Origin of the sequence: Lelliottia wanjuensis, assembly GCF_030238365.1 — a bacterium.
GTDB classification, from domain to species: domain Bacteria; phylum Pseudomonadota; class Gammaproteobacteria; order Enterobacterales; family Enterobacteriaceae; genus Enterobacter; species Enterobacter wanjuensis.
In genome coordinates this window covers 37,928-58,858 of the sequence record NZ_JASSOT010000060.1, presented here as the reverse complement: position 1 = coordinate 58,858, position 20,931 = coordinate 37,928, and the positions used below count along the sequence as shown (strand labels likewise).

Here is a 20,931-nt window from a genome sequence, read left to right as displayed (position 1 = left end):
TTAACTCCGAAGTTGCATTTTTATGAACAGATTACGCGTGCGTTACAATTCTCGCAACGGAAGGCGACCTGCATCATGCTGAAGCGAGACACCAGGAGACACGCGGCTAAAGCTATGCTAAAACAGTCTCGATGCTACAGTAATACATTGACGTTACACATGTATGCAGAGGACATCAAACTTTACTGGCTGCGAACAGTGCGACAGCCACTTCCCAGGTACGGGTAAGAATTCGATTGCAACCCCAGAGTCAGGATGCGATTTTGACTCTGAGACAGCTTATAACAGAGGATAACAGCGCATGGTGCTTGGCAAACCGCAAACAGACCCGACTCTCGAATGGTTCTTGTCTCATTGCCACATTCATAAGTACCCATCGAAGAGCACGCTGATTCACCAGGGTGAAAAAGCGGAAACGTTGTATTACATCGTCAAAGGCTCGGTGGCAGTGCTGATCAAAGATGAAGAAGGGAAAGAGATGATCCTTTCTTATCTGAACCAGGGCGATTTCATCGGTGAACTGGGCCTGTTTGAAGAAGGCCAGGAACGTAGCGCCTGGGTGCGTGCGAAAACCGCGTGTGAAGTCGCTGAGATCTCCTACAAGAAATTCCGTCAGCTGATCCAGGTGAACCCGGACATCCTGATGCGCCTTTCTTCGCAGATGGCTCGCCGCCTGCAGGTCACTTCCGAGAAAGTGGGCAACCTCGCCTTCCTGGACGTCACCGGTCGCATCGCGCAGACGCTGCTGAACCTGGCGAAACAACCTGACGCCATGACCCACCCGGACGGTATGCAAATTAAAATTACCCGTCAGGAAATTGGTCAGATCGTGGGCTGTTCTCGCGAAACCGTAGGTCGTATCCTGAAAATGCTGGAAGATCAAAACCTGATCTCCGCTCACGGTAAAACTATCGTGGTCTACGGAACCCGTTAATTCCGCAAAATCCGGCGTGCCATCGCAAGATGTCACGCCGTTTTTGTCTCTGACGACTATGTGGCGCAGGCTGATTTATCACCCGGAAGTTAACTACGCACTACGTCAAACTCTGGTGTTATGTCTTCCCGTGGCCGTTGGTTTGATCCTCGGTCATCTGCAACAGGGGCTGCTGTTTTCTCTCGTCCCCGCCTGCTGCAACATTGCCGGTCTCGATACTCCCCATAAACGCTTTTTCAAACGTCTGATTATCGGCGGCTGCCTGTTTGCCGGATGCAGCCTCGCCGTGCAGCTGCTGCTGGCGCGCGATATCCCGCTGCCGCTCATTCTGACCGTGCTGGCGATGACGCTGGGCGTCACGGCGGAGATCAGCGCGCTTCACGCCCGCCTGCTGCCCGCATCGCTCATTGCCGCCATTTTCACGCTGAGTCTCGCCGGAAATATGCCCGTCTGGGAGCCGCTGCTGATCTATGCCGCCGGCACGCTGTGGTACGGGCTGTTTAACTGGTTCTGGTTCTGGATGTGGCGAGAGCAGCCGCTGCGCGAATCCCTGAGCCTGCTCTACGTCCAGCTCGCCGAATATTGCGAAGCCAAATATACCCTGCTGACGCAGCACGCGGACCCGGAAAAGTCCCTGCCGCCGCTGCTGTCGCGCCAGCAAAAAGTGGTCGATCTCATCAGCCAGTGTTATCAGCAACTGCACATGCTGGCGGCCAATAAAAATCATGAATACAAACGCCTGCTGCGCGTCTTCCAGGTCGGGCTGGATCTGCAGGAGCATATCTCCGTCAGCCTGCATCACCCGCAGGAGGTGCAAAAGCTGGTGGAGCGCAGCCACGCCGAGGCGGTGATCCGCTGGAACGCCCAGACGGTCGCGACTCGCCTGCGCGTGCTGGCGGACGATATTCTGTATCACCGCTACCCGACGCGCTTTACCATGGATAAGCAGCTGGGAGCGCTGGAGAAAATCGCGCGCCAGCATCCGGATAACCCGGTCGGACAGTTCTGCGCATGGCACTTTAGCCGCATCGCGCGCGTGCTGCGCACCCAGCGTCCGCTCTACTCCCGCGACCTGATGGCCGATAAGCAAAAACGTCTGCCGTTGCTGCCTGCGCTGAAAAGCTATCTGTCGCTGAAATCCTCCGCCCTGCGCAACGCCGCACGCATCAGCGTGATGCTAAGCGTGGCGAGCCTGATGGGCGTCGCCCTGCACTTACCGAAGCCCTACTGGATCCTCATGACCGTGCTGTTTGTCACCCAGAACGGCTATGGCGCCACGCGAGTGCGCATTCTTCACCGGGCGCTCGGGACTTTTGCCGGGTTAGTGATTGCCGGGGTGACGCTGCACTTCCACGTTCCCGACGGCTACACCCTCGCGGGAATGCTGGTGATAACGCTGGTGGGCTATCTGATCATCCGTAAAAACTACGGCTGGGCGATGGTCGGGTTTACGGTGACGGCGGTATATACCCTGCAGCTCCTGACGTTGAACGGCGAGCAGTACATTGTCGCGCGGCTGGTGGATACGCTGATTGGCTGTCTGATCGCCTTCGGCGGCATGGTCTGGCTGTGGCCGCAGTGGCAAAGCGGCTTATTACGCCAGAACGCCCACGACGCGCTCGAAGCCGATCAGCAGGCGATTCGTTTGATACTGAGCGACGATCCCAAAGCCTCGCCGCTGGCCTATCAGCGCATGAAGGTCAACCAGGCGCACAACGCGCTGTTTAACTCCCTTAACCAGGCGATGCAGGAGCCGGGCTTTAACTCGCACTATCTGGCGGATATGAAGCTGTGGGTGACGCACAGCCAGTTTATCGTCGAGCATATCAACGCCATGACCACGCTGGCGCGCGAGCATACGATGCTGACGCCGGATCTGGCGCAGCGGTATTTGCAGTCGTGTGAAATTGCGTTGCAGCGCTGTCAGCAGCGTCTGGAATATGACGCGCCGGGAGAATCGGGGGATTCAAACATTCTGGAAGCGCCAGAGACGCTGACCCACGGGCCGATGAGCACCCTCGAGCAGCATTTACAGCGGGTATTAGGGCATTTGAACACCATGCACACCATTTCGTCGGTGGCATGGCGTCAGCGTCCGCATCACGGGATTTGGTTGACGCGGATTTTGCGGCGCAAAGAGTCGTGAGTTTTGCCGGGTGGCGGCTTCGCCTTACCCGGCCTACAAAACCTGAACGATCTTCTTCACCGCACTCGCAAAACGGTTCATGCCGTCGTCGATATCCTGGCTCTCCACCACCAGCGACGGCGCAAAGCGCATCACATCCGGCCCCGCATTAAGCACCATCACCCCTTCGTGGGCGGCGGCGTGGAGGAAATCACGCGCGCGGCCTTTGTACTGCGGTTTCAGCTCCGCACCCACCAACAGCCCCATGCCGCGAATATCACTGAACACATCATACTGGGCGTCGATCTGCTGAAGATGCTGCACAAACTGCTCGCGCTTCGCGCTCACACCGTTCAGTACTTCAGGGGTATTGATGATATCAAACGCCGCCCCGGCGATAGCGCACGCCAGCGGGTTGCCGCCGTAGGTGGAACCATGCGAACCGACGTGGAAGGCCGACGCGATCTCCTGCGTGGTCAACACTGCGCTGACAGGGAAACCGCCGCCGAGCGCTTTGGCACTGGTGAGAATATCCGGCGTCACGCCGTAGTGCATATAGGCGAACAGATCGCCGGTACGCCCCATGCCGCTCTGCACTTCATCAAACACCAGCAGCGCCTGATGTTCGTCGCACAGCTCGCGCAGGCCTTTCAGGAACTCCGGCGTCGCGGCCATCACGCCGCCCTCGCCCTGGATTGGCTCAACCACCACCGCGCAGGTGTGATCGTCCATCACCGCTTTCACTGCATGCAGATCGTTAAACGGCACGTGGATGATATCAGCTGGTTTCGGGCCGAAACCGTCGGAATACTTCGGCTGCCCGCCTACGGAAACGGTGAAAAGCGAACGACCATGGAAGGCGTTATGGAAGGCGATGATTTTGGTTTTGTACGGACTGTGACGTGTGGAGGCGTAGTAGCGCGCTAGTTTGAAAGCCGTTTCATTGGCTTCGGTGCCGGAGTTCATGAACAGCACGCGCTCGGCAAAGGTGGCGTCAATGATCTTACGGCCCAGGCGGAGCGCCGGTTCGTTAGTGAACACGTTGCTGGTGTGCCACAGGGTTTTACCCTGGGTTTTCAGGGCTTCCACCAGCACCGGATGACAGTGTCCCAGCGCCGTCACCGCAATCCCGCCCGCGAAATCAACGTACTCTTTGCCCTGTTGATCCCAAACCCGACTGCCTCTCCCTTTCACCGGGATAAACTCCGCCGGTGCATAAATCGGCAGAATCACTTCATCGAATGTTGCGCGCGTAATTGCAGGTTGTTCAGTTGCCATGTCATGCCCGTCCGTTTTATGTCACATTGATTGTGAAAATATAATCACAAAATATGCATAAAAAATCACAGCAAGGCAATAAAAATTCAGCGATGGAGGAAATTGGCCAGAAGCTGGTGACCCTGCTCGCTCAGAATGCTCTCCGGGTGGAACTGCACCCCTTCGAGATCCCACTCGCGGTGGCGAATGCCCATGATCTGTTGGGTGTCGCTCCAGGCGGTGACTTCAAAACAGTCGGGAAGCGTGGGCGGGTCGATGACCAGAGAGTGATAGCGGGTGACCGTCAGCGGATTATTCAGTCCGCGAAACACGCCGGTTCCGGTGTGCGTGACAGGCGAGGTTTTGCCGTGCATCACCCGTTCGGCACGGACGATGGTCGCCCCGAACACCTGAGCGATAGCCTGATGCCCCAGACAGACGCCGAGGATCGGCAGTTTTCCGGCGTAGTGGCGGATGACATCAAGCGAAATGCCCGACTCATCGGGCGTGCAGGGTCCCGGTGAAATAACGATTTTCTGCGGGGCCAGCGCGTCGATATCAGCAAGCGTAATGTCGTCGTTGCGCCGGACGATCACCTCTGCCCCCAGTTCACAAAAGTACTGGTAAAGGTTCCAGGTAAAGGAATCGTAGTTATCAATCAGCAGGATCATGGCGGCTCCGGGACAAAAATAGCCGCCCTATTCTACTCAGTTTCCCGCGCTTCGCTCACTACTTTGGCAAAGATGGCGGTGAGCGCGGTCAAATCGCCCATCGCCCCGCTCTGGTTAGCCGCTGCCCATTCGTCCGGGTCGATGCCTCGCCAGCTCAGCTGATAGCCCGCGTGGATCGCCAGTTGCTCGAAGAAGACGCGCTGGGCGATGCCGTTGCCAATCCGGAACGGGTGCAGGACGTTGATCTCACAATAGTAGTGGCTGAGGCGGGCAATGAACTCCTCACGATCGAGACCCACCAGGTAGCCTTCCTCTTCCAGGTCCTGCATCAGGGCGTTGCCCTCTTTTTCGATGTAGGCAAAGTGGCAAAAACGGGTGTCGCCCTGGTAGATATCGACCTCACGAATAGCCCCGGCCCAGCTGAAAATATCCTGATAGAGATGGCGATGAATGGCGCAGAGATGCGGCAAACCGCGCGCCGGAGGGCCGAGAGGCAGCGTGGCGGCACGTAGCGCCGTCAGTTCGTAAGAGGCCTGCGCCAGTCGCTCCGCCTGGCGGATACTGAGCGCATTGCGCATCACATTCAGGCCGGGATAGAGGTACGGGTCGCGGTCGTCGCCAATTTTATCGCTCATAGTGCCTCCTGAGTTCCTCAAGACGCACTTCAGCTTCCTGCGCGCTGAGCGTGACTAACGGGCTGTCGACCCCTTCGAGGCGTCGGCTGGCCTGGAAATTGGCATTTCGCTGTTGCTCCCAGAGACGGGACTTTTGTTTATCGGTGAGTTTTTTCACTTAACGCCTCCCTGAATATGTCCGTTTGCCACAAGTATAAGCAGCAAACTGCGCTTTCGCAGGGAGGAGCAAGCAATGCGGGCGAGGAGACCCGCAGAGGAGAAACTTACGGCAGCACTTTTGCGGAGAGGATAACGACCGGTTTTGTCGGAACATTTTGGTATGGACCGACGTCATGGGTCTGCACCTGAGAGATCTTGTCAGCCACGTCCATCCCTTTCACAACTTTACCGAATACCGCATAACCAAAATCACGCTGGCCGTGATCGAGGAAGGCGTTGTCGGCCACGTTCAGGAAGAACTGGCTGGTCGCGCTGTCTTTATCCGCGGTGCGCGCCATAGAGATGGTGCCACGGGTATTGCGCAGGCCGTTGTCGGCTTCGTTTTTAATCGGCGCGTTAGGCTGTTTCTGCTGCATCTGCTCGTTGAAGCCACCGCCCTGGAGCATAAAGCCCGGGATCACGCGGTGGAAAGTGGTGTTGTTATAGAAACCACTGTTCACGTAGTCGAGGAAGTTCTTCACAGAAACAGGAGCTTTCTGGCTGTTCAGTTCCAGCTCAATATTCCCGGCAGAGGTTGTCAGCAAAACATGGGGATCACCTTTCGCTGCCAGAACAGCAGGAGAGACAGCAGAAAGTGCAAACACAGCTGCGACAGCCGCCAGAGTTGATTTGAGCATGAGAATTCCTTAAGAAAGCGCAGTAAATAAGGCAAGTGCCTTGATTCTAAAGAGCAGTATGGACGGAGGCCAGCCTTTTACCTAATTTTACGAATTTGAAACAGTTGTAACCGGCCAATCAGTTGAATCCAGGGGGTAAAAAGGTGATTTACCTCATAAGAAAAATTGCAACGAGGATCATAATTTTCAGAAAAGATTTAAATAGATCACTTTAATGACTAAAATCTGCCCGCACTCGGCGCGGTCAACGCGCTTTACGTACCTAAATAAGGCAGACATGACTAACAGCAATCGCATCAAGCTCACATGGATCAGCTTCTTCTCCTACGCCCTCACCGGCGCACTGGTGATCGTCACCGGGATGGTAATGGGCAATATTGCCGATTATTTCCAGTTACCGGTTTCCAGCATGAGCAATACCTTTACCTTCCTGAACGCCGGGATCCTGATCTCTATCTTCTTAAACGCCTGGCTGATGGAAATCGTGCCGCTGAAAACGCAGCTGCGTTTCGGCTTTGTGCTGATGGTCGCCGCCGTGGCGGGTCTGATGGTCAGCCACAGCATCGCCCTGTTCTCGGCGTCGATGTTCGTACTCGGCCTGGTCAGCGGGATCACCATGTCCATCGGGACCTTCCTGATTACCCATATGTATGAAGGCCGCCAGCGCGGCGCGCGTCTGCTGTTCACCGACTCATTCTTCAGCATGGCGGGGATGATCTTCCCGATGGTTGCCGCCGTTCTACTGGCGCGCAGCATCGAGTGGTACTGGGTTTATGCCTGTATCGGCCTGGTGTACGTGGCGATCTTTATTCTGACCTTCGGCTGTGACTTCCCGGTGCTGGGCAAAAAAGCCGAGCAGAGTGCCGAGCCGGTGGTGAAAGAGAAATGGGGCATCGGCGTGCTGTTCCTCTCCGTTGCGGCTCTGTGCTACATCCTTGGCCAGCTGGGCTTTATTTCCTGGGTGCCGGAATACGCCAAAGGTCTGGGCATGAGCCTGAACGACGCGGGCAAACTGGTGAGCGATTTCTGGATGTCGTACATGTTCGGCATGTGGGCATTTAGCTTCATCCTGCGCTTCTTCGATCTGCAGCGCATCCTGACCGTGCTGGCAGGCCTGGCGACCGTGCTGATGTATCTGTTCATCAACGGATCACCGGAGCATATGCCATGGTTCATCCTGACCCTCGGCTTCTTCTCCAGCGCGATTTACACCTCGATCATTACGCTCGGCTCCCTGCAAACCAAAGTGGCCTCGCCGAAGCTGGTCAACTTCGTGCTGACCTGCGGGACCATCGGCACCATGCTGACCTTCGTGGTGACCGGCCCGATCGTCGCCCACAGCGGTCCGCTGGCGGCCCTGCACACGGCGAACGGCCTGTACGCGGTAGTGTTCGTGATGTGTCTGATTCTGGGCTTTGTGACCCGCCACCGTCAGCACAATACGGTAGCGGCTTCTCACTAAGTCTCTACGCCCCTTTGCTACCGGCAAAGGGGCTGTTTCGGGTAAAGTTCACTTCCTCTCCCCCGCTATCCGTCTGGATCCACGTCTGCGCCAGCTGCGTGGTGGCAATGACTCTTCCCTGACGAATCGACCAGCGTACCGGCACCTGGCAGCGCACCGCTTCAAACCCACTCTCCGCAGGCAAAATAATCAGGTTCGCCGGATTGCCCGTTTCGATCCCGTAATCCTTCAGGCCAAAGGTTCTGGCGCTGTTGTGGGTGATCAGGTTGAGACCGCTGTCGATCTGCCCATAGCCCATCATCTGACAGACGTGCAGCCCCATGTGCAACACCTGCAGCATATTGCCCGTACCCAGCGGATACCACGGGTCAAAGACGTCATCGTGACCGAAGCAGACGTTGATGCCCGCCTCCTGCAGCTCCTTCACGCGGGTGATACCCCGACGCTTCGGATAGTCGTCAAAACGTCCCTGCAGATGAATATTCACCAGCGGGTTAGCGACAAAGTTGATGTTGGACATCTTCAGCAGGCGGAACAGGCGCGAGGTGTACGCCCCGTTATAAGAGTGCATCGCCGTGGTATGGCTGGCGGTCACGCGATGGCCGATGCCCGCCTCGTACGCCAGAGTGGCGACGGTTTCAACGAAGCGCGACTGCTCGTCGTCGATCTCATCGCAGTGAATATCCAGCGGACGGTCGTATTTTTTCGCCAGCTCGAAAGCAATGTGCAGGGACTGGACGCCATACTCGCGGGTGAATTCAAAGTGCGGGATCGCCCCGACCACATCCGCGCCCAGTTTTAATGCCTCTTCCAGCAGCGCCGCGCCGTTGGGATAAGAGAGAATTCCCTCCTGCGGGAAGGCCACGATTTGCAGCGTCACCCAGGGCGCGACTTCCTGTTTCACCTCCAGCATCGCTTTCAGGGCGGTGAGCGTCGGGTCGGAGACATCCACGTGGGTGCGCACGAACTGGATGCCGTTGGCAATTTGCCATTTCAGCGTCTTCCACGCGCGGGCTTTCACGTCTTCGTGACTCAGCAGCGCCTTACGCTCCGCCCAGCGCTCGATGCCTTCAAACAGCGTGCCGGACTGGTTCCAGCTCGGTTCGCCCGCAGTCTGGGTCGTATCGAGATGAATATGCGGCTCGATAAACGGCGGGATCGCCAGCCCGCCGCGGGCGTTGAGCACTTCGTAGCTTTCGTCGTGCGCGTCGCTCATCGGGGTGATCTCAGCAAAACGGCCATTCTCAATGCCGATCTGCCATAACCCTTCCCGGCCCGGTAACCGAACATTCTGAACGAGCCAAAGCGGTGTTGTCGTCATACCTTTCTCCCGAAAAACGCGGCTGAAATTAAGGGGTACGTCATCTTAATCATTAGGCCCCTAATTTGTATAGAAAATAGACGCTCGCGAAAAGCGTGCTATTTCCGAGACTTATAAAAATCCTGACAAATCAGCGATATACCCACTAAGGAGTAGTTAAAGGCGTATTTGATTTGTATCAATAAGTGCCCCTGCTGAATCGTTAAGGTAGGCAGTAATAGAAAAGAAATCGAGGCAAAAATGAGCAAAGTCAGACTCGCTATTATTGGTAACGGCATGGTCGGCCACCGCTTTATTGAGGATCTTCTCGATAAAGCTGACGCTGCCCAGTTCGATATTACCGTCTTCTGTGAAGAACCCCGTCAAGCATACGATCGTGTCCACCTCTCTTCCTACTTCTCCCATCACACCGCTGAAGAACTTTCTCTGGTGCGTGAAGGTTTCTACGAGAAGCATGGCGTCAAAGTGCTGGTGGGCGAACGCGCTATCACCATCAACCGCCAGGAAAAGGTGATCCACTCCAGTGCCGGACGTACCGTTTTTTACGATAAGTTGATCATGGCGACTGGCTCTTACCCGTGGATCCCGCCTATCAAGGGCTCAGAAACACAGGATTGCTTCGTTTATCGTACCATTGAAGACCTCAAAGCGATCGAATCCTGCGCGCGTCGCAGTAAACGCGGCGCGGTCGTCGGCGGCGGTCTGCTCGGCCTCGAAGCGGCAGGCGCGCTGAAAAACTTAGGCGTCGAAACCCACGTCATCGAATTTGCCCCGATGCTGATGGCCGAACAGCTCGACCATATGGGCGGCGATCAGCTGCGCCGTAAGATCGAGAGCATGGGTGTGAAAGTTCACACCAGCAAAAATACCAAAGAGATCGTTCAGGAAGGCACCGAAGCGCGTAAAACCATGCGCTTCGCCGACGGCAGCGAGCTGGAAGTGGACTTCATCGTCTTCTCCACCGGTATCCGTCCACGCGACAAAATGGCGACCCAGTGCGGTCTGGCCGTGGCGCAGCGCGGCGGGATCATGATTAACGACTCCTGTCAGACCTCCGACCCGGACATCTACGCCATCGGCGAATGCGCCAGCTGGAGCAACCGCGTGTACGGCCTCGTGGCACCGGGCTACAAAATGGCGCAGGTCGCCGTGGACCACATCCTCGGTAACGAAAATGCCTTCACCGGCGCGGACATGAGCGCCAAGCTGAAACTGCTCGGCGTAGATGTTGGCGGGATCGGCGATGCCCACGGCCGCACGCCGGGCTGTCGCAGCTACGTGTACCTCGACGAAAGCAAAGAGGTCTACAAACGTCTGATTGTCAGCCAGGACAACAAAACCCTGCTGGGTGCGGTGCTGGTGGGCGATACCACGGATTTCGGCAACCTGCTGCAGCTGGTCCTGAACGCCATCGAGCTACCGGAAAACCCGGACGCGCTGATCCTGCCTGCTCATGCCTCCAGTGGCAAACCGTCTATCGGCGTGGATAAACTGCCGGACAGCGCGCAGATCTGCTCCTGCTTCGACGTGACCAAAGGCATGCTGATCTCCGCGATCAACAAAGGCTGCCACACCGTTGCGGCGCTGAAAGCCGAAACCAAAGCCGGGACCGGCTGCGGCGGCTGTATTCCGCTAGTCACTCAGGTGCTGAACGCCGAACTGGCGAAACAGGGCATCGAAGTGAACAACAACCTCTGTGAGCACTTCTCTTACTCACGTCAGGAGATTTACCACCTAATCCGCGTGGAAGGCATCAAAACCTTCGACGAGCTGCTGCAAAAACACGGCCAGGGCTACGGGTGCGAAGTGTGTAAACCGACCGTCGGTTCCCTGCTCGCCTCCTGCTGGAACGACTACATTCTGAAGCCAGAGCACACGCCGCTGCAGGACACCAACGACAACTTCCTCGCCAACATCCAGAAAGACGGCACCTACTCAGTGATTCCACGCTCTGCCGGTGGCGAAATCACCCCGGAAGGTCTGGTGGCCGTGGGCCGCGTGGCGCGCGAATTTAACCTGTACACCAAAATTACCGGTTCCCAGCGTATCGGTCTGTTTGGTGTGCAGAAAGATGATCTGCCGGAAATCTGGCGTCAGCTGATCGAAGCGGGCTTCGAAACCGGTCACGCGTATGCCAAAGCGCTGCGTATGGCGAAAACCTGCGTGGGTAGCACCTGGTGCCGTTACGGCGTGGGCGACAGCGTGGGCTTCGGCGTTGAGCTGGAAAACCGCTACAAAGGTATTCGTACCCCGCACAAAATGAAGTTCGGCGTCTCCGGCTGTACCCGTGAATGTGCGGAAGCGCAGGGCAAAGACGTGGGAATTATCGCCACCGAGAAAGGCTGGAACCTGTACGTCTGCGGTAACGGCGGGATGAAACCGCGTCACGCCGACCTGCTGGCCGCCGATCTTGACCGCGAAACGCTGCTGAAATACCTCGACCGCTTCATGATGTTCTACATCCGTACCGCCGACAAACTGACCCGTACAGCCTCCTGGCTGGATAACCTGGAAGGTGGCATCGAATACCTGAAATCGGTCATCATCGACGACAAACTCGGTCTGAACGAGCATCTGGAAGAAGAGATTGCCCGCCTGCGCGAGGCGGTGATTTGCGAGTGGACGGAAACCGTCAACACGCCAGCCGCACAGGTGCGCTTCAAACACTTTATCAACAGCACCCAGCGCGATCCGAACGTCCAGGTGGTGCCTGAGCGCGAACAGCATCGTCCGGCCACGCCGTACGAGCGTATTCCGGTGACTCTGGTGGAGGAAAACGTATGAGCCAGTGGGTAAACATCTGCAAAATCGACGACATCATTCCGGCAACCGGCGTCTGTGCGCTGCTGGGCAACGAGCACGTGGCAATCTTCCGCCCGCGCCACGACGAACAGGTTTTCGCCATCAGCAACATCGACCCGTTCTTTGAGGCCAGCGTGTTGTCTCGCGGCCTGATCGCTGAACATCAGGGCGAACTGTGGGTTGCCAGCCCGCTGAAAAAGCAGCGTTTCCGTCTCACCGACGGGCACTGCATGGAAGATGATAGTCATTCCGTGAAGCACTACGACGTCCGCGTCAAAGACGGCCAGGTGCAGCTGAAAGGCTAACTCCTCACGGGAGGCGCAACGCCTCCCGTGAGCGTCACCAATTTCTGTATGACTTTTGTCGTTACGGGTATGCTACTCAAAAAGCGGAGCGTCCGACTCCGGTAATCATCGCAACTGTTCACCCCTGAGAGGTAATGTCGTGGATCACCTGCCGATTTTCTGTCAATTACGCAACCGCGACTGCCTGCTGGTGGGCGGTGGCGATGTCGCTGAACGCAAAGCGCGCCTGCTGTTAGAGGCCGGTGCCCGACTGACGGTGAACGCCCTCGCCTTCGACCCGCAGTTTACCGTCTGGGCGCAAGAAGGGATGCTCACGCTGGTGCAGGGCGAGTTCGACGAAACGCTGCTCGACACCTGCTGGCTGACCATCGCCGCGACGGATAATGACGCAGTGAACCAGCGCGTCAGCGATGCCTGCGAAACCCGCCGTATATTCTGCAACGTGGTGGATGCGCCAAAAGAAGCCAGCTTTATCATGCCGTCGATTATCGACCGCTCGCCGCTGATGGTGGCCGTATCCTCCGGCGGGACCTCCCCGGTGCTGGCCCGTTTGCTGCGCGAAAAACTGGAAGCGATTTTGCCTCAGCATCTTGGTCAGGTCGCTCACTACGCGGGGCAGCTGCGTTCACGAGTGAAGAAAACCTTCGCCACCGTGGGAGAACGCCGCCGCTTCTGGGAAAAATTCTTCGTCAACGATCGCCTGGCGCAATCGCTGGCGAATCAGGATCAGAAAGCGATTGAAGAGAGCACCGAGCGTCTGCTGACCGAGCCGCTGGACCATCGCGGTGAAGTGGTGCTGGTCGGCGCAGGGCCGGGTGACGCGGGTTTACTGACCCTGAAGGGGCTGCAGCAGATCCAGCAGGCGGATATCGTGGTCTACGATCGCCTGGTCTCCGATGACATTATGAATCTGGTGCGCCGCGACGCCGATCGCGTCTTCGTCGGCAAGCGCGCCGGATATCACTGCGTACCGCAGGAGGAGATCAACCAGATCCTGCTGCGCGAAGCGCAAAAAGGGAAACGCGTGGTGCGCCTCAAGGGTGGCGATCCCTTTATCTTTGGACGCGGTGGCGAAGAGCTGGAAACCCTGTGTAACGCGGGTATTCCTTTCTCCGTCGTTCCCGGTATTACCGCCGCTTCTGGCTGCTCGGCCTACTCCGGCATTCCGCTGACACATCGTGATTACGCCCAGAGCGTGCGCCTGGTGACGGGCCACCTGAAAACCGGCAGCGAGCTGGACTGGCATAACCTGGCCGCGGAAAAACAGACGCTGGTGTTCTACATGGGGCTGAACCAGGCGGCGACCATTCAGGAAAAACTGCTGGAACACGGGATGCAAAGCGATATGCCGGTGGCGCTGGTGGAAAACGGCACCGCCATCAAACAGCGCGTCGTGAGCGGCGTGCTGACAGAATTGGGCGAACTGGCGCAGCAGGTCGAAAGCCCGGCGCTGATTATTGTCGGCCGCGTGGTCGAGCTGCGCGAGAAGCTGAACTGGTTCTCAAACCATTAATTTCTCTGCATAATCTCTCTTCAAAGAGTAGTCCTTAACTGGACTACTCCCGTCTTACGCCTGCCGATAACATACCGCCTGCGCAATGGATTTTTCCATTATTCCCTCGTTGTACATCCAAAAGAAATGCTCCATTACAAGGAAAGTGTATGTTTAAACTGGCAAAGGCCGCGGTTTTAGTGGGCCTGTTATCGACTTTGACGGCTTGCACCGGTCACGTTCAAAACACCAAAAACACCTGTAGCTACGACTACTTCCTGCACCCTGCGATCTCGATCTCTAAAATGATCGGCGGCTGCGGCCCGGCGGCGGAACAGCCGTAAGTCTTTTGCAGGTACAAAAAAACCGGGAAATTCCCGGTTTTTTTATGGGTGGGGTGCGGTTTTTATGCCGGGTGGCGGCTACGCCTTACCCGGCCTACCTATGTGTTTCGTAGGCCGGGTAAGCGCTAGCGCCACCCGGCAATAGCATTAAGGCTTACCCACAAACCCAATCGCCTGGTACACCGCTTTCAGGGTTTCAGACGCACGTGCGCTGGCTTTGTCCGCGCCGTCGCGCATCACCTGGTTCAGGAAAGCTTCGTCATTACGGAAACGGTGATAGCGCTCCTGCAGGTCGGTCAGCATGCCGGAAACGGCGTCAGCCACTTCACCCTTCAGATGACCATACATTTTGCCTTCGAAGTGCTGCTCGAGCTCAGGAATGCTCTGCCCGGTGACACCGGAGAGGATATCCAGCAGGTTGGAGACACCCGCTTTGTTCTGCACGTCGTAGCGCACGACAGGCGGCTCATCGGAATCGGTCACCGCACGTTTGAGCTTTTTAACCACCGCTTTCGGATCTTCCAGCAGGCCGATCACGTTGTTGCGGTTATCGTCAGACTTGGACATCTTCTTGGTCGGCTCAAGCAGAGACATCACGCGCGCGCCGGATTTCGGAATGAACGGCTCTGGCACTTTGAAGATATCGCCATAAATGGCGTTGAAGCGCTGGGCGATATCGCGGCTCAGCTCAAGGTGCTGTTTCTGGTCTTCACCCACCGGCACCTGGTTGGTCTGATACAGCAGAATGTCAGCCGCCATCAGCACCGGGTAGTCAAACAGACCGGCGTTGATGTTTTCGGAGTAGCGTGCGGATTTGTCTTTGAACTGGGTCATGCGGCTCAGCTCACCGAAATAGGTGTAGCAGTTCAGTGCCCAGCCCAGCTGAGCATGTTCCGGCACGTGAGACTGTACGAAGATGGTGCTTTTCTCAGGATCGATACCGCAGGCCAGGTACAGCGCCAGCGTATCCAGCGTCGCTTTGCGCAGTTTTTCCGGATCCTGACGCGCGGTAATCGCGTGTAAATCCACGATGCAGTAGATGCAGTGATAATCATCCTGCATGTTGACCCACTGACGTAACGCACCCATGTAGTTACCAATGGTCAATTCACCTGAAGGCTGTGCGCCACTAAATACGATGGGCTTAGTCATTTTTCGATTCCTGATGTTCACTGTGCGAAAGCCCGAGTGCGGGCAGTAAATCTTTGAAGTGATCGAACACCACGTCCGGCTCACTCAGCGTGATGGCTTCCCCGTAGTTGTAGCCGTAGGTTAAGCCAACGGAAGGAGACCCTGCCGCTTTGGCCGCCAGAATATCATTACGCGAATCGCCGACAAAGAGCAGCTGTTCAGGCGCTAATGACAGTTTTCCGGCCACCAGTAAGATCGGTTCCGGGTGCGGCTTTTTGTTCTGGACGTCATCGCCACCGACGATCACGGAGAAGTACTTCGCGATGTCGAGCGCTTCAAGCAGCGGGGCGACAAACGGCGTTGGTTTGTTGGTCACCAGCGCCAGCGGCATACCGTTGGAATGCAAGGCGCTAAGCGTTTCGACCACGTCCGGAAACAGGAAACTGCCCTCTTCTACCGTCTCTTCATAGTAACGGTTGAACAACTTACGCAGGACGCGCAGCTGTTCGTCCTGCGGGATATCCGCATGGTCAACGCCGGGTTTGCCCTGCGCAGAGCGCAAAATCGCCCGCTCCTGTCGCGCCCATGTCAGGGCACGTTCCATCAGTACGTCTGCGCCGTTACCGATCCAGGTTACCACGCGTTCTTCACCGGCGACCGGCAGTTCCAGCGCATACAGCGCCTGATCCACGGCACTGGTTAAACCTGGCGCGCTGTCTACCAGCGTACCATCGAGGTCAAACGCCACACCCCGAATTGCCTGCAACTTATTCATGACTTACCTTTGCCAGTTCACCGCGCATTTCATCGATGACTTTTTTGTAATCCGGTTGGCCGAAAATCGCTGAGCCGGCCACGAACATATCCGCGCCCGCTGCCGCGATTTCGCCGATATTATCCACCTTCACGCCGCCATCCACTTCCAGGCGAATGTCATACCCAGAAACATCAATACGACGGCGCACTTCGCGAAGTTTCTCCAGCGTCTGAGGAATGAAGGACTGGCCGCCGAAGCCTGGGTTCACGGACATCAGCAGGATCACATCGAGCTTATCCATCACGTAATCGAGATAGCTGAGCGGGGTCGCCGGGTTAAACACCAGGCCCGCTTTACAGCCGCTTTCTTTAATCAGCTGCAGCGTGCGATCGACGTGCTCGGAGGCTTCGGGATGGAAGGTAATGATGCTGGCACCGGCTGCGGCAAAATCCGGCACGATGCGATCGACCGGCTTCACCATCAGGTGAACGTCAATCGGAGCGGTGATGCCGTAGTTACGCAGCGCTTTCAGGACCATCGGGCCGATGGTCAGGTTAGGCACGTAGTGGTTGTCCATCACGTCGAAGTGGACCACATCCGCGCCCGCGGCTAACGCTTTGGCCGTGTCTTCACCCAGGCGGGCAAAATCGGCCGACAGAATTGAGGGAGCAATCAAAAACTGTTTCATCCGCATCTCCTTGAAATGTAGTTACCGGCGGGCGAAACGGCTCAGGGGCGATAAAGCGCCAGCAGTTCGTCCACCTTTTTACGCGTGCCGCCGTTGCTGCTGATGCTGCGCCGCACTTTAAGCTGAATACGATCGTTCGCCGCTTTGTACCACTCGCGGGTATCCGGCGTGTCGTGGTTCGAAATTAACACCGTGATTTGCTTACTGACCAGCTTTTCCGCCATTTCTGCCAGATGCGCCTGCTCTTTCGGGCTAAAGCTGTTGGTGTGATAGGCGGTGAAGTTCGCGGTCGCCGAGAGCGGGGCATACGGCGGATCGCAATAGACCACGGAGTCCGCGTTGGCCATTTCCATGCACTTCTCATAAGAGATGCAGTGGAATTCCGCTTTCTGCGCTTTTTCGGCGAAGTGCTGCAACTCGGCCAGCGGGAAGTATGGGCGCTTGTAGCGACCAAACGGCACGTTGAACTCACCCTTCAGGTTGTACCGGCACAGGCCATTGTAGCCATGACGATTCAGATACAGGAACAACTGCGCCCGGCGGAAAGTATCCGTGCTCTGGTTAAACTCGGCGCGATACTGATAGTAAGCGTCCGGGTTGTTGTTCTCTGGGGTAAAGAGCTCACGCGCCGCATCGATGTACTCATCGGTCTGAGTCTTAACGATGTTGTAGAGGGTAATGAGATCGCTGTTGATATCCGCGAGGATATAGCGAGAAAAGTCGGTGTTCAGGAACACCGACCCAGCGCCCACGAAGGGCTCGATAAGACACTCGCCTTTCGGCAGGTGTTTATTAATGTCGTCGAGCAGGGGGTATTTCCCCCCTGCCCATTTTAGAAAAGCGCGATTTTTTTTCATGCTGACTAACTGATTACACCTTCTCCGGCTGTGGAAAAAGCTCCGACAGCATCCTGCGCTTTAACCATTACTTCAAATCAGCCTGAACCTGATGAATCGGTTTCGCCCACGGGTTTTTCGCCTGAACATCCGCAGGTAACGTCGCTACTGCGCGCTTCGCTTCGTCTTTCGAGGCGTACACGCCGCTTACCAGCACATACCAGGGTTGTCCGTTACGGGTCGTCTGATAAACCACATAGTTTTTCAGATTGGATTTCTTAGCCCAGCCGTTCAGGTTGTCGTAGCTCGACGAGCTGCTCAACTGAAGCGTGTAGTTGCTGGATGGCGCAGATTTCAGTGAACCGACGTTGCCCGCCGTTTTACCGGCTGTCGCCGCGCTGGCCGTTGCCGTCGCCGCTGGTGCGGTGGTCGCTGCTGGCGCGGTGGTGGTAGCCTTCGGAGCCGTCGTCGTCGTCGCAGGCGCTTTCACGGCTGCGGTTTCGGTCTGCTTAGGCTGAGCAACAGGTTTGGTTTCTGGTGCTTTCGCGACTGCCTGCGGTTTGGTTTCACGCTTCGGCTCAATCACAGCCTGTTTGCGTTCCTGACGCGGCGCGGTTTGGGTCTGAGTCTGACGCGGTTTGGTTTCCGTTGCTGCGGTTTGCGGTTGTGCCGCACCGCCGCGAATCGGAGCCACGGTTGCAGGCTCGGTTGGCAGCGTGGAGCTAGCCACCACGTTGTTCACCTGATCCTGGCTCTGAGGCTGAGTCAGCGCGTTATTCAGGTCACCCTGAACTTCAACACGCTGCTGGCCTTCCGGCGCGGCAGGAGCCTGGCCCTGAGTTGGCGTCGAGGAAACCGGCGGCAAGGAGACATCCTGCGGCGCATTAGCGGTCTGACCCGCAGTCTGCTCAGCAGAAGTCGTACCCGGCGCAGGCTGCGCGCCATTGGCCTGATCGGCAGCATCATTCCCCGAAAGACTAATGCTCTTTTCGGCGGAAGGTGTCTGCTCAGTGGAATTCGTTGACGGTGCTTTGAGCGCGGAACCGATGCCGATAATCAACAGCAGCAGAACAAACACGCCAAGGCCCATCATGATGTACTGACGGGAAGCCGGTTTTTTGGCTACCGCTTTACGTTTGCGCGGGCGACGCTCTACAGGCTCTTCGTCCATTGAATCTTCTTCGGACTCATAACCCTCTTCTTCTTCTCGCTCATCACGCGCATTGCGGCTACGTGACGGACGACGATCGTCTGCATCCAGGTCAACATCGTCAAAGTTGATCTGCGGCTCGTTATCACGTTCTGAAGATTGACGAGAACGACCAGTACGACGATCGCTGGGATCGGGTTTCAGCTCGTCTTCTGGTTTGAATTCATCCATTTAACACCCCACTCAAAGGCTCATGCTTACGACGTTGCATTGCACCTGAATCTAAATAGCTACCTTTGACAGTAGCCAGACCTTTCTAGTTGTTACGCCTGCTGGCAATCAGCAATCGCGCCAAGAACCACTTCGTGCGACACTCCGCCGCGCATTTCACTCTTCCCTATTGCCAGCGGGAGAATCAACCGCATCTCGCCAGCCAATACTTTTTTATCACGCATCATGTGGGGTAAATACGCCTGCGAAGACATTTCGCGTGGTCCCGTCACCGGTAAACCCGCGCGCTCCAGCAGCGTGATGATACGTTGAGTCTCTTCTTTGGTGAACTGACCCAAACGTTCGGATGTGCGAGCAGCCATCACCATGCCTGCAGCAACCGCTTCACCGTGAAGCCAGTTGCCGTAGCCCATTTCGGCTTCAATCGCGTGCCCGAACGTATGCCCCAGATTCAGTAAAGCACGTAAGCCGGTTTCCCGCTCGTCTGCTGCAACGACTTCTGCTTTCAGCTCACAACAACGGCGGATGCAGTACGCCAGTGCCTGACCGTCGAGGTTCAGCAGCGCATCCATGTTCTTTTCCAGCCAGGCGAAGAACTCACCGTCCAGAATAATGCCGTATTTGATCACTTCTGCCAGCCCGGAGGCCAGCTCGCGTTTTGGCAGGGTTTTCAGACAGTCGAGATCCACCACCACCGAAGCCGGCTGGTAGAACGCGCCAATCATGTTTTTGCCAAGCGGGTGATTGACGGCCGTTTTGCCGCCAACAGAGGAATCGACTTGCGATAATAGCGTGGTAGGAATTTGAATAAAACGAACACCACGCTGATAACTTGCCGCGGCAAAACCCGTTAGATCGCCAACAACACCACCGCCTAAGGCAAGGAGTGTCGTATCGCGACCATGCGGTTTTTGCAGTAATGCGGTAAAGACGGTATCGAGTACCGCCAGGCTTTTATACTGCTCGCCATCAGGCAGAATCACACTGTCGACCTTCACACCTGCCTGTTCCAGCAGATGACGAATCTTGTCGAGATAAAGCGGAGCCAAAGTCTCGTTGGTGACAAGCATAGCCTGATCACCCGCTTTCAGTGGTAAGAAGGAAGCTGGATCGTTAAACAAGCCAGCCGCGATGGTGATAGGGTAACTACGTTCCCCGAGAGTAACTGTAATCCTCTCCATGACGCGACATCCACCTTAAATGCTTATACCCGTGGGCGAGTGTATATAAAGCCAGAATCAGTTGCTTTCCAGCATATGAATAATCTGGTTTGCAACCACTTTAGCGCTCTGATCGTCGGTACGAATGGTCACATCCGCAATCTCTTCGTACAGTGGATTGCGTTCACCGGCTAATGCTTCCAGAACTTCACGTGGAGGCGTTTCAACCTGCAGTAACGGGCGCTTTTTATCGCGCTGCGTACGTGCCAGCTGTTTTTCGATGGTCGTCTCAAGATAGACCACAACGCCGCGGGCGGAGAGACGGTTACGAGTTTCGCGAGATTTTACAGAACCGCCGCCCGTTGCCAGTACGATGCCCTGTTTTTCCGTAAGTTCATTGATAACTTTTTCTTCACGGTCACGGAAACCTTCTTCGCCTTCTACATCGAAGACCCAGCCCACATCAGCTCCGGTTCGTTTCTCAATCTCTTGATCAGAATCGTAAAATTCCATATTGAGTTGTTGAGCCAACTGGCGCCCAATAGTGCTTTTGCCGGCACCCATAGGCCCAACCAGAAAGATATTGCGTTTCTCTGCCATTTTTTCGGTACTACTAAGACTATTCGTTAATGGTAATCCCCGCTGCGCAGACACTCAGCGTAGCAGGACATGAACTGAAACCTCATATGCGATAGTGCGAGAGTCAGACTAAAAATTATCTCAGTAGTCCTGCTTGTTTGGCAACTGATTAAATCACCACGCCAGATGCTTAAAGCAACAAGAGGTAAGATTAG

General features: G+C 56.3%; 20 protein-coding genes. 7 read left to right on the top strand and 13 right to left on the bottom strand.

Features of this window, described 5'->3' with window-relative positions:
• Positions 1–301 precede the first annotated feature (301 nt).
• Both crp and QQF33_RS11575 read left to right on the top strand, forming a co-directional pair.
• Entirely contained in the window at positions 302–934 is a 633-nt protein-coding gene (crp, locus tag QQF33_RS11580) for a cAMP-activated global transcriptional regulator CRP (protein ID WP_000242758.1), read from the top strand.
• Between the two features lie 58 nt (positions 935–992).
• Positions 993–3,080: a YccS/YhfK family putative transporter gene (locus QQF33_RS11575; protein WP_285157852.1), complete on the top strand. Its 2,088-nt coding sequence runs from the start codon at positions 993–995 to the stop codon at positions 3,078–3,080.
• A gap of 33 nt (positions 3,081–3,113) precedes the next feature.
• Here the strand turns inward: QQF33_RS11575 and argD are convergent, their stop codons facing one another.
• The 5 genes from argD to ppiA form a co-directional block, all read right to left on the bottom strand.
• Positions 3,114–4,337, bottom strand: coding sequence for a bifunctional acetylornithine/succinyldiaminopimelate transaminase (gene argD / locus QQF33_RS11570; RefSeq protein WP_285157845.1), 1,224 nt, complete (start codon positions 4,335–4,337; stop codon positions 3,114–3,116).
• A gap of 86 nt (positions 4,338–4,423) precedes the next feature.
• The gene (gene pabA / locus QQF33_RS11565) at positions 4,424–4,987 is read right to left on the bottom strand and encodes an aminodeoxychorismate synthase component 2 (protein WP_285157844.1); all 564 of its coding nucleotides are present in this window, start codon (positions 4,985–4,987) and stop codon (positions 4,424–4,426) included.
• A gap of 32 nt (positions 4,988–5,019) precedes the next feature.
• Complete coding sequence (locus QQF33_RS11560; RefSeq protein ID WP_285154735.1) at positions 5,020–5,622, bottom strand: putative adenosine monophosphate-protein transferase Fic; 603 nt, start codon at positions 5,620–5,622, stop codon at positions 5,020–5,022.
• On the bottom strand, positions 5,612–5,779 hold the full coding sequence (locus QQF33_RS11555) for a YhfG family protein (RefSeq protein ID WP_095283698.1): 168 nt from the start codon (positions 5,777–5,779) through the stop codon (positions 5,612–5,614). The genes QQF33_RS11560 and QQF33_RS11555 overlap by 11 nt, the downstream gene beginning before the upstream one ends.
• A gap of 106 nt (positions 5,780–5,885) precedes the next feature.
• Positions 5,886–6,458 (bottom strand): peptidylprolyl isomerase A, encoded by a 573-nt coding sequence (ppiA, locus tag QQF33_RS11550; RefSeq protein ID WP_095283699.1) that lies wholly within the window; start codon positions 6,456–6,458, stop codon positions 5,886–5,888.
• A 277-nt stretch (positions 6,459–6,735) separates the two neighbouring features.
• On the opposite strand from ppiA, the gene tsgA reads away from it, so the two are divergent.
• Entirely contained in the window at positions 6,736–7,920 is a 1,185-nt protein-coding gene (gene tsgA, locus QQF33_RS11545) for an MFS transporter TsgA (RefSeq protein WP_285157843.1), read from the top strand.
• A gap of 4 nt (positions 7,921–7,924) precedes the next feature.
• Here tsgA and QQF33_RS11540 read toward each other — a convergent pair whose 3' ends face one another.
• Positions 7,925–9,241 carry a cytosine deaminase gene (locus tag QQF33_RS11540; protein ID WP_285157842.1) on the bottom strand — a complete coding sequence of 439 codons (1,317 nt, stop codon included), beginning with the start codon at positions 9,239–9,241 and terminating at the stop codon, positions 7,925–7,927.
• Positions 9,242–9,481: 240 nt separating this feature from the next.
• Between QQF33_RS11540 and nirB the strand changes: the two genes are divergently transcribed.
• The 4 genes from nirB to QQF33_RS11520 all read left to right on the top strand — a co-directional run bounded on the left by nirB (position 9,482) and on the right by QQF33_RS11520 (position 14,184).
• The gene (gene nirB, locus QQF33_RS11535; RefSeq protein ID WP_285157841.1) at positions 9,482–12,025 is read left to right on the top strand and encodes a nitrite reductase large subunit NirB; all 2,544 of its coding nucleotides are present in this window, start codon (positions 9,482–9,484) and stop codon (positions 12,023–12,025) included.
• Positions 12,022–12,348, top strand: coding sequence for a nitrite reductase small subunit NirD (gene nirD, locus QQF33_RS11530; RefSeq protein WP_285157840.1), 327 nt, complete (start codon positions 12,022–12,024; stop codon positions 12,346–12,348). Before nirB ends, nirD begins: the two co-directional genes overlap by 4 nt.
• Positions 12,349–12,487: 139 nt before the next feature.
• On the top strand, positions 12,488–13,861 hold the full coding sequence (gene cysG / locus QQF33_RS11525) for a siroheme synthase CysG (protein ID WP_282493508.1): 1,374 nt from the start codon (positions 12,488–12,490) through the stop codon (positions 13,859–13,861).
• 149 nt (positions 13,862–14,010) lie between these two features.
• Positions 14,011–14,184: a YhfL family protein gene (locus QQF33_RS11520; RefSeq protein ID WP_282493509.1), complete on the top strand. Its 174-nt coding sequence runs from the start codon at positions 14,011–14,013 to the stop codon at positions 14,182–14,184.
• Positions 14,185–14,331: 147 nt separating this feature from the next.
• Here the strand turns inward: QQF33_RS11520 and trpS are convergent, their stop codons facing one another.
• From trpS to aroK, 7 genes are all read right to left on the bottom strand, one after another.
• Positions 14,332–15,336, bottom strand: coding sequence for a tryptophan--tRNA ligase (gene trpS / locus QQF33_RS11515; protein ID WP_282493510.1), 1,005 nt, complete (start codon positions 15,334–15,336; stop codon positions 14,332–14,334).
• Positions 15,329–16,090, bottom strand: coding sequence for a phosphoglycolate phosphatase (gph, locus tag QQF33_RS11510; RefSeq protein ID WP_285154731.1), 762 nt, complete (start codon positions 16,088–16,090; stop codon positions 15,329–15,331). The genes trpS and gph overlap by 8 nt, the downstream gene beginning before the upstream one ends.
• A complete protein-coding gene (rpe, locus tag QQF33_RS11505) occupies positions 16,083–16,760 on the bottom strand; it encodes a ribulose-phosphate 3-epimerase (protein ID WP_282493512.1) in 678 nt (225 codons plus the stop codon). The genes gph and rpe overlap by 8 nt, the downstream gene beginning before the upstream one ends.
• A gap of 41 nt (positions 16,761–16,801) precedes the next feature.
• Positions 16,802–17,617, bottom strand: a complete 816-nt coding sequence (dam, locus tag QQF33_RS11500; RefSeq protein WP_285146163.1) for an adenine-specific DNA-methyltransferase — start codon at positions 17,615–17,617, stop codon at positions 16,802–16,804.
• Positions 17,618–17,684: 67 nt separating this feature from the next.
• Entirely contained in the window at positions 17,685–18,977 is a 1,293-nt protein-coding gene (gene damX, locus QQF33_RS11495) for a cell division protein DamX (protein ID WP_285157839.1), read from the bottom strand.
• Between the two features lie 92 nt (positions 18,978–19,069).
• Positions 19,070–20,158 (bottom strand): 3-dehydroquinate synthase, encoded by a 1,089-nt coding sequence (gene aroB, locus QQF33_RS11490; protein ID WP_285157838.1) that lies wholly within the window; start codon positions 20,156–20,158, stop codon positions 19,070–19,072.
• Between the two features lie 57 nt (positions 20,159–20,215).
• Positions 20,216–20,737, bottom strand: coding sequence for a shikimate kinase AroK (gene aroK / locus QQF33_RS11485; protein WP_010436374.1), 522 nt, complete (start codon positions 20,735–20,737; stop codon positions 20,216–20,218).
• Positions 20,738–20,931: the final 194 nt, after the last annotated feature.

Coding starts and splice junctions, on each gene's coding strand:
- tsgA (WP_285157843.1), top strand. CDS start 6,736: ATGACTAACAGCAATCGCATCAAGCTCACATGGATCAGCTTCTTCTCC.
- rpe (WP_282493512.1), bottom strand. CDS start 16,760: ATGAAACAGTTTTTGATTGCTCCCTCAATTCTGTCGGCCGATTTTGCC.
- damX (WP_285157839.1), bottom strand. CDS start 18,977: ATGGATGAATTCAAACCAGAAGACGAGCTGAAACCCGATCCCAGCGAT.
- aroK (WP_010436374.1), bottom strand. CDS start 20,737: ATGGCAGAGAAACGCAATATCTTTCTGGTTGGGCCTATGGGTGCCGGC.
- QQF33_RS11540 (WP_285157842.1), bottom strand. CDS start 9,241: ATGACGACAACACCGCTTTGGCTCGTTCAGAATGTTCGGTTACCGGGC.
- argD (WP_285157845.1), bottom strand. CDS start 4,337: ATGGCAACTGAACAACCTGCAATTACGCGCGCAACATTCGATGAAGTG.
- ppiA (WP_095283699.1), bottom strand. CDS start 6,458: ATGCTCAAATCAACTCTGGCGGCTGTCGCAGCTGTGTTTGCACTTTCT.
- dam (WP_285146163.1), bottom strand. CDS start 17,617: ATGAAAAAAAATCGCGCTTTTCTAAAATGGGCAGGGGGGAAATACCCC.
- gph (WP_285154731.1), bottom strand. CDS start 16,090: ATGAATAAGTTGCAGGCAATTCGGGGTGTGGCGTTTGACCTCGATGGT.
- crp (WP_000242758.1), top strand. CDS start 302: ATGGTGCTTGGCAAACCGCAAACAGACCCGACTCTCGAATGGTTCTTG.
- nirB (WP_285157841.1), top strand. CDS start 9,482: ATGAGCAAAGTCAGACTCGCTATTATTGGTAACGGCATGGTCGGCCAC.
- QQF33_RS11575 (WP_285157852.1), top strand. CDS start 993: ATGTGGCGCAGGCTGATTTATCACCCGGAAGTTAACTACGCACTACGT.
- nirD (WP_285157840.1), top strand. CDS start 12,022: ATGAGCCAGTGGGTAAACATCTGCAAAATCGACGACATCATTCCGGCA.
- QQF33_RS11560 (WP_285154735.1), bottom strand. CDS start 5,622: ATGAGCGATAAAATTGGCGACGACCGCGACCCGTACCTCTATCCCGGC.
- QQF33_RS11520 (WP_282493509.1), top strand. CDS start 14,011: ATGTTTAAACTGGCAAAGGCCGCGGTTTTAGTGGGCCTGTTATCGACT.
- trpS (WP_282493510.1), bottom strand. CDS start 15,336: ATGACTAAGCCCATCGTATTTAGTGGCGCACAGCCTTCAGGTGAATTG.
- aroB (WP_285157838.1), bottom strand. CDS start 20,158: ATGGAGAGGATTACAGTTACTCTCGGGGAACGTAGTTACCCTATCACC.
- pabA (WP_285157844.1), bottom strand. CDS start 4,987: ATGATCCTGCTGATTGATAACTACGATTCCTTTACCTGGAACCTTTAC.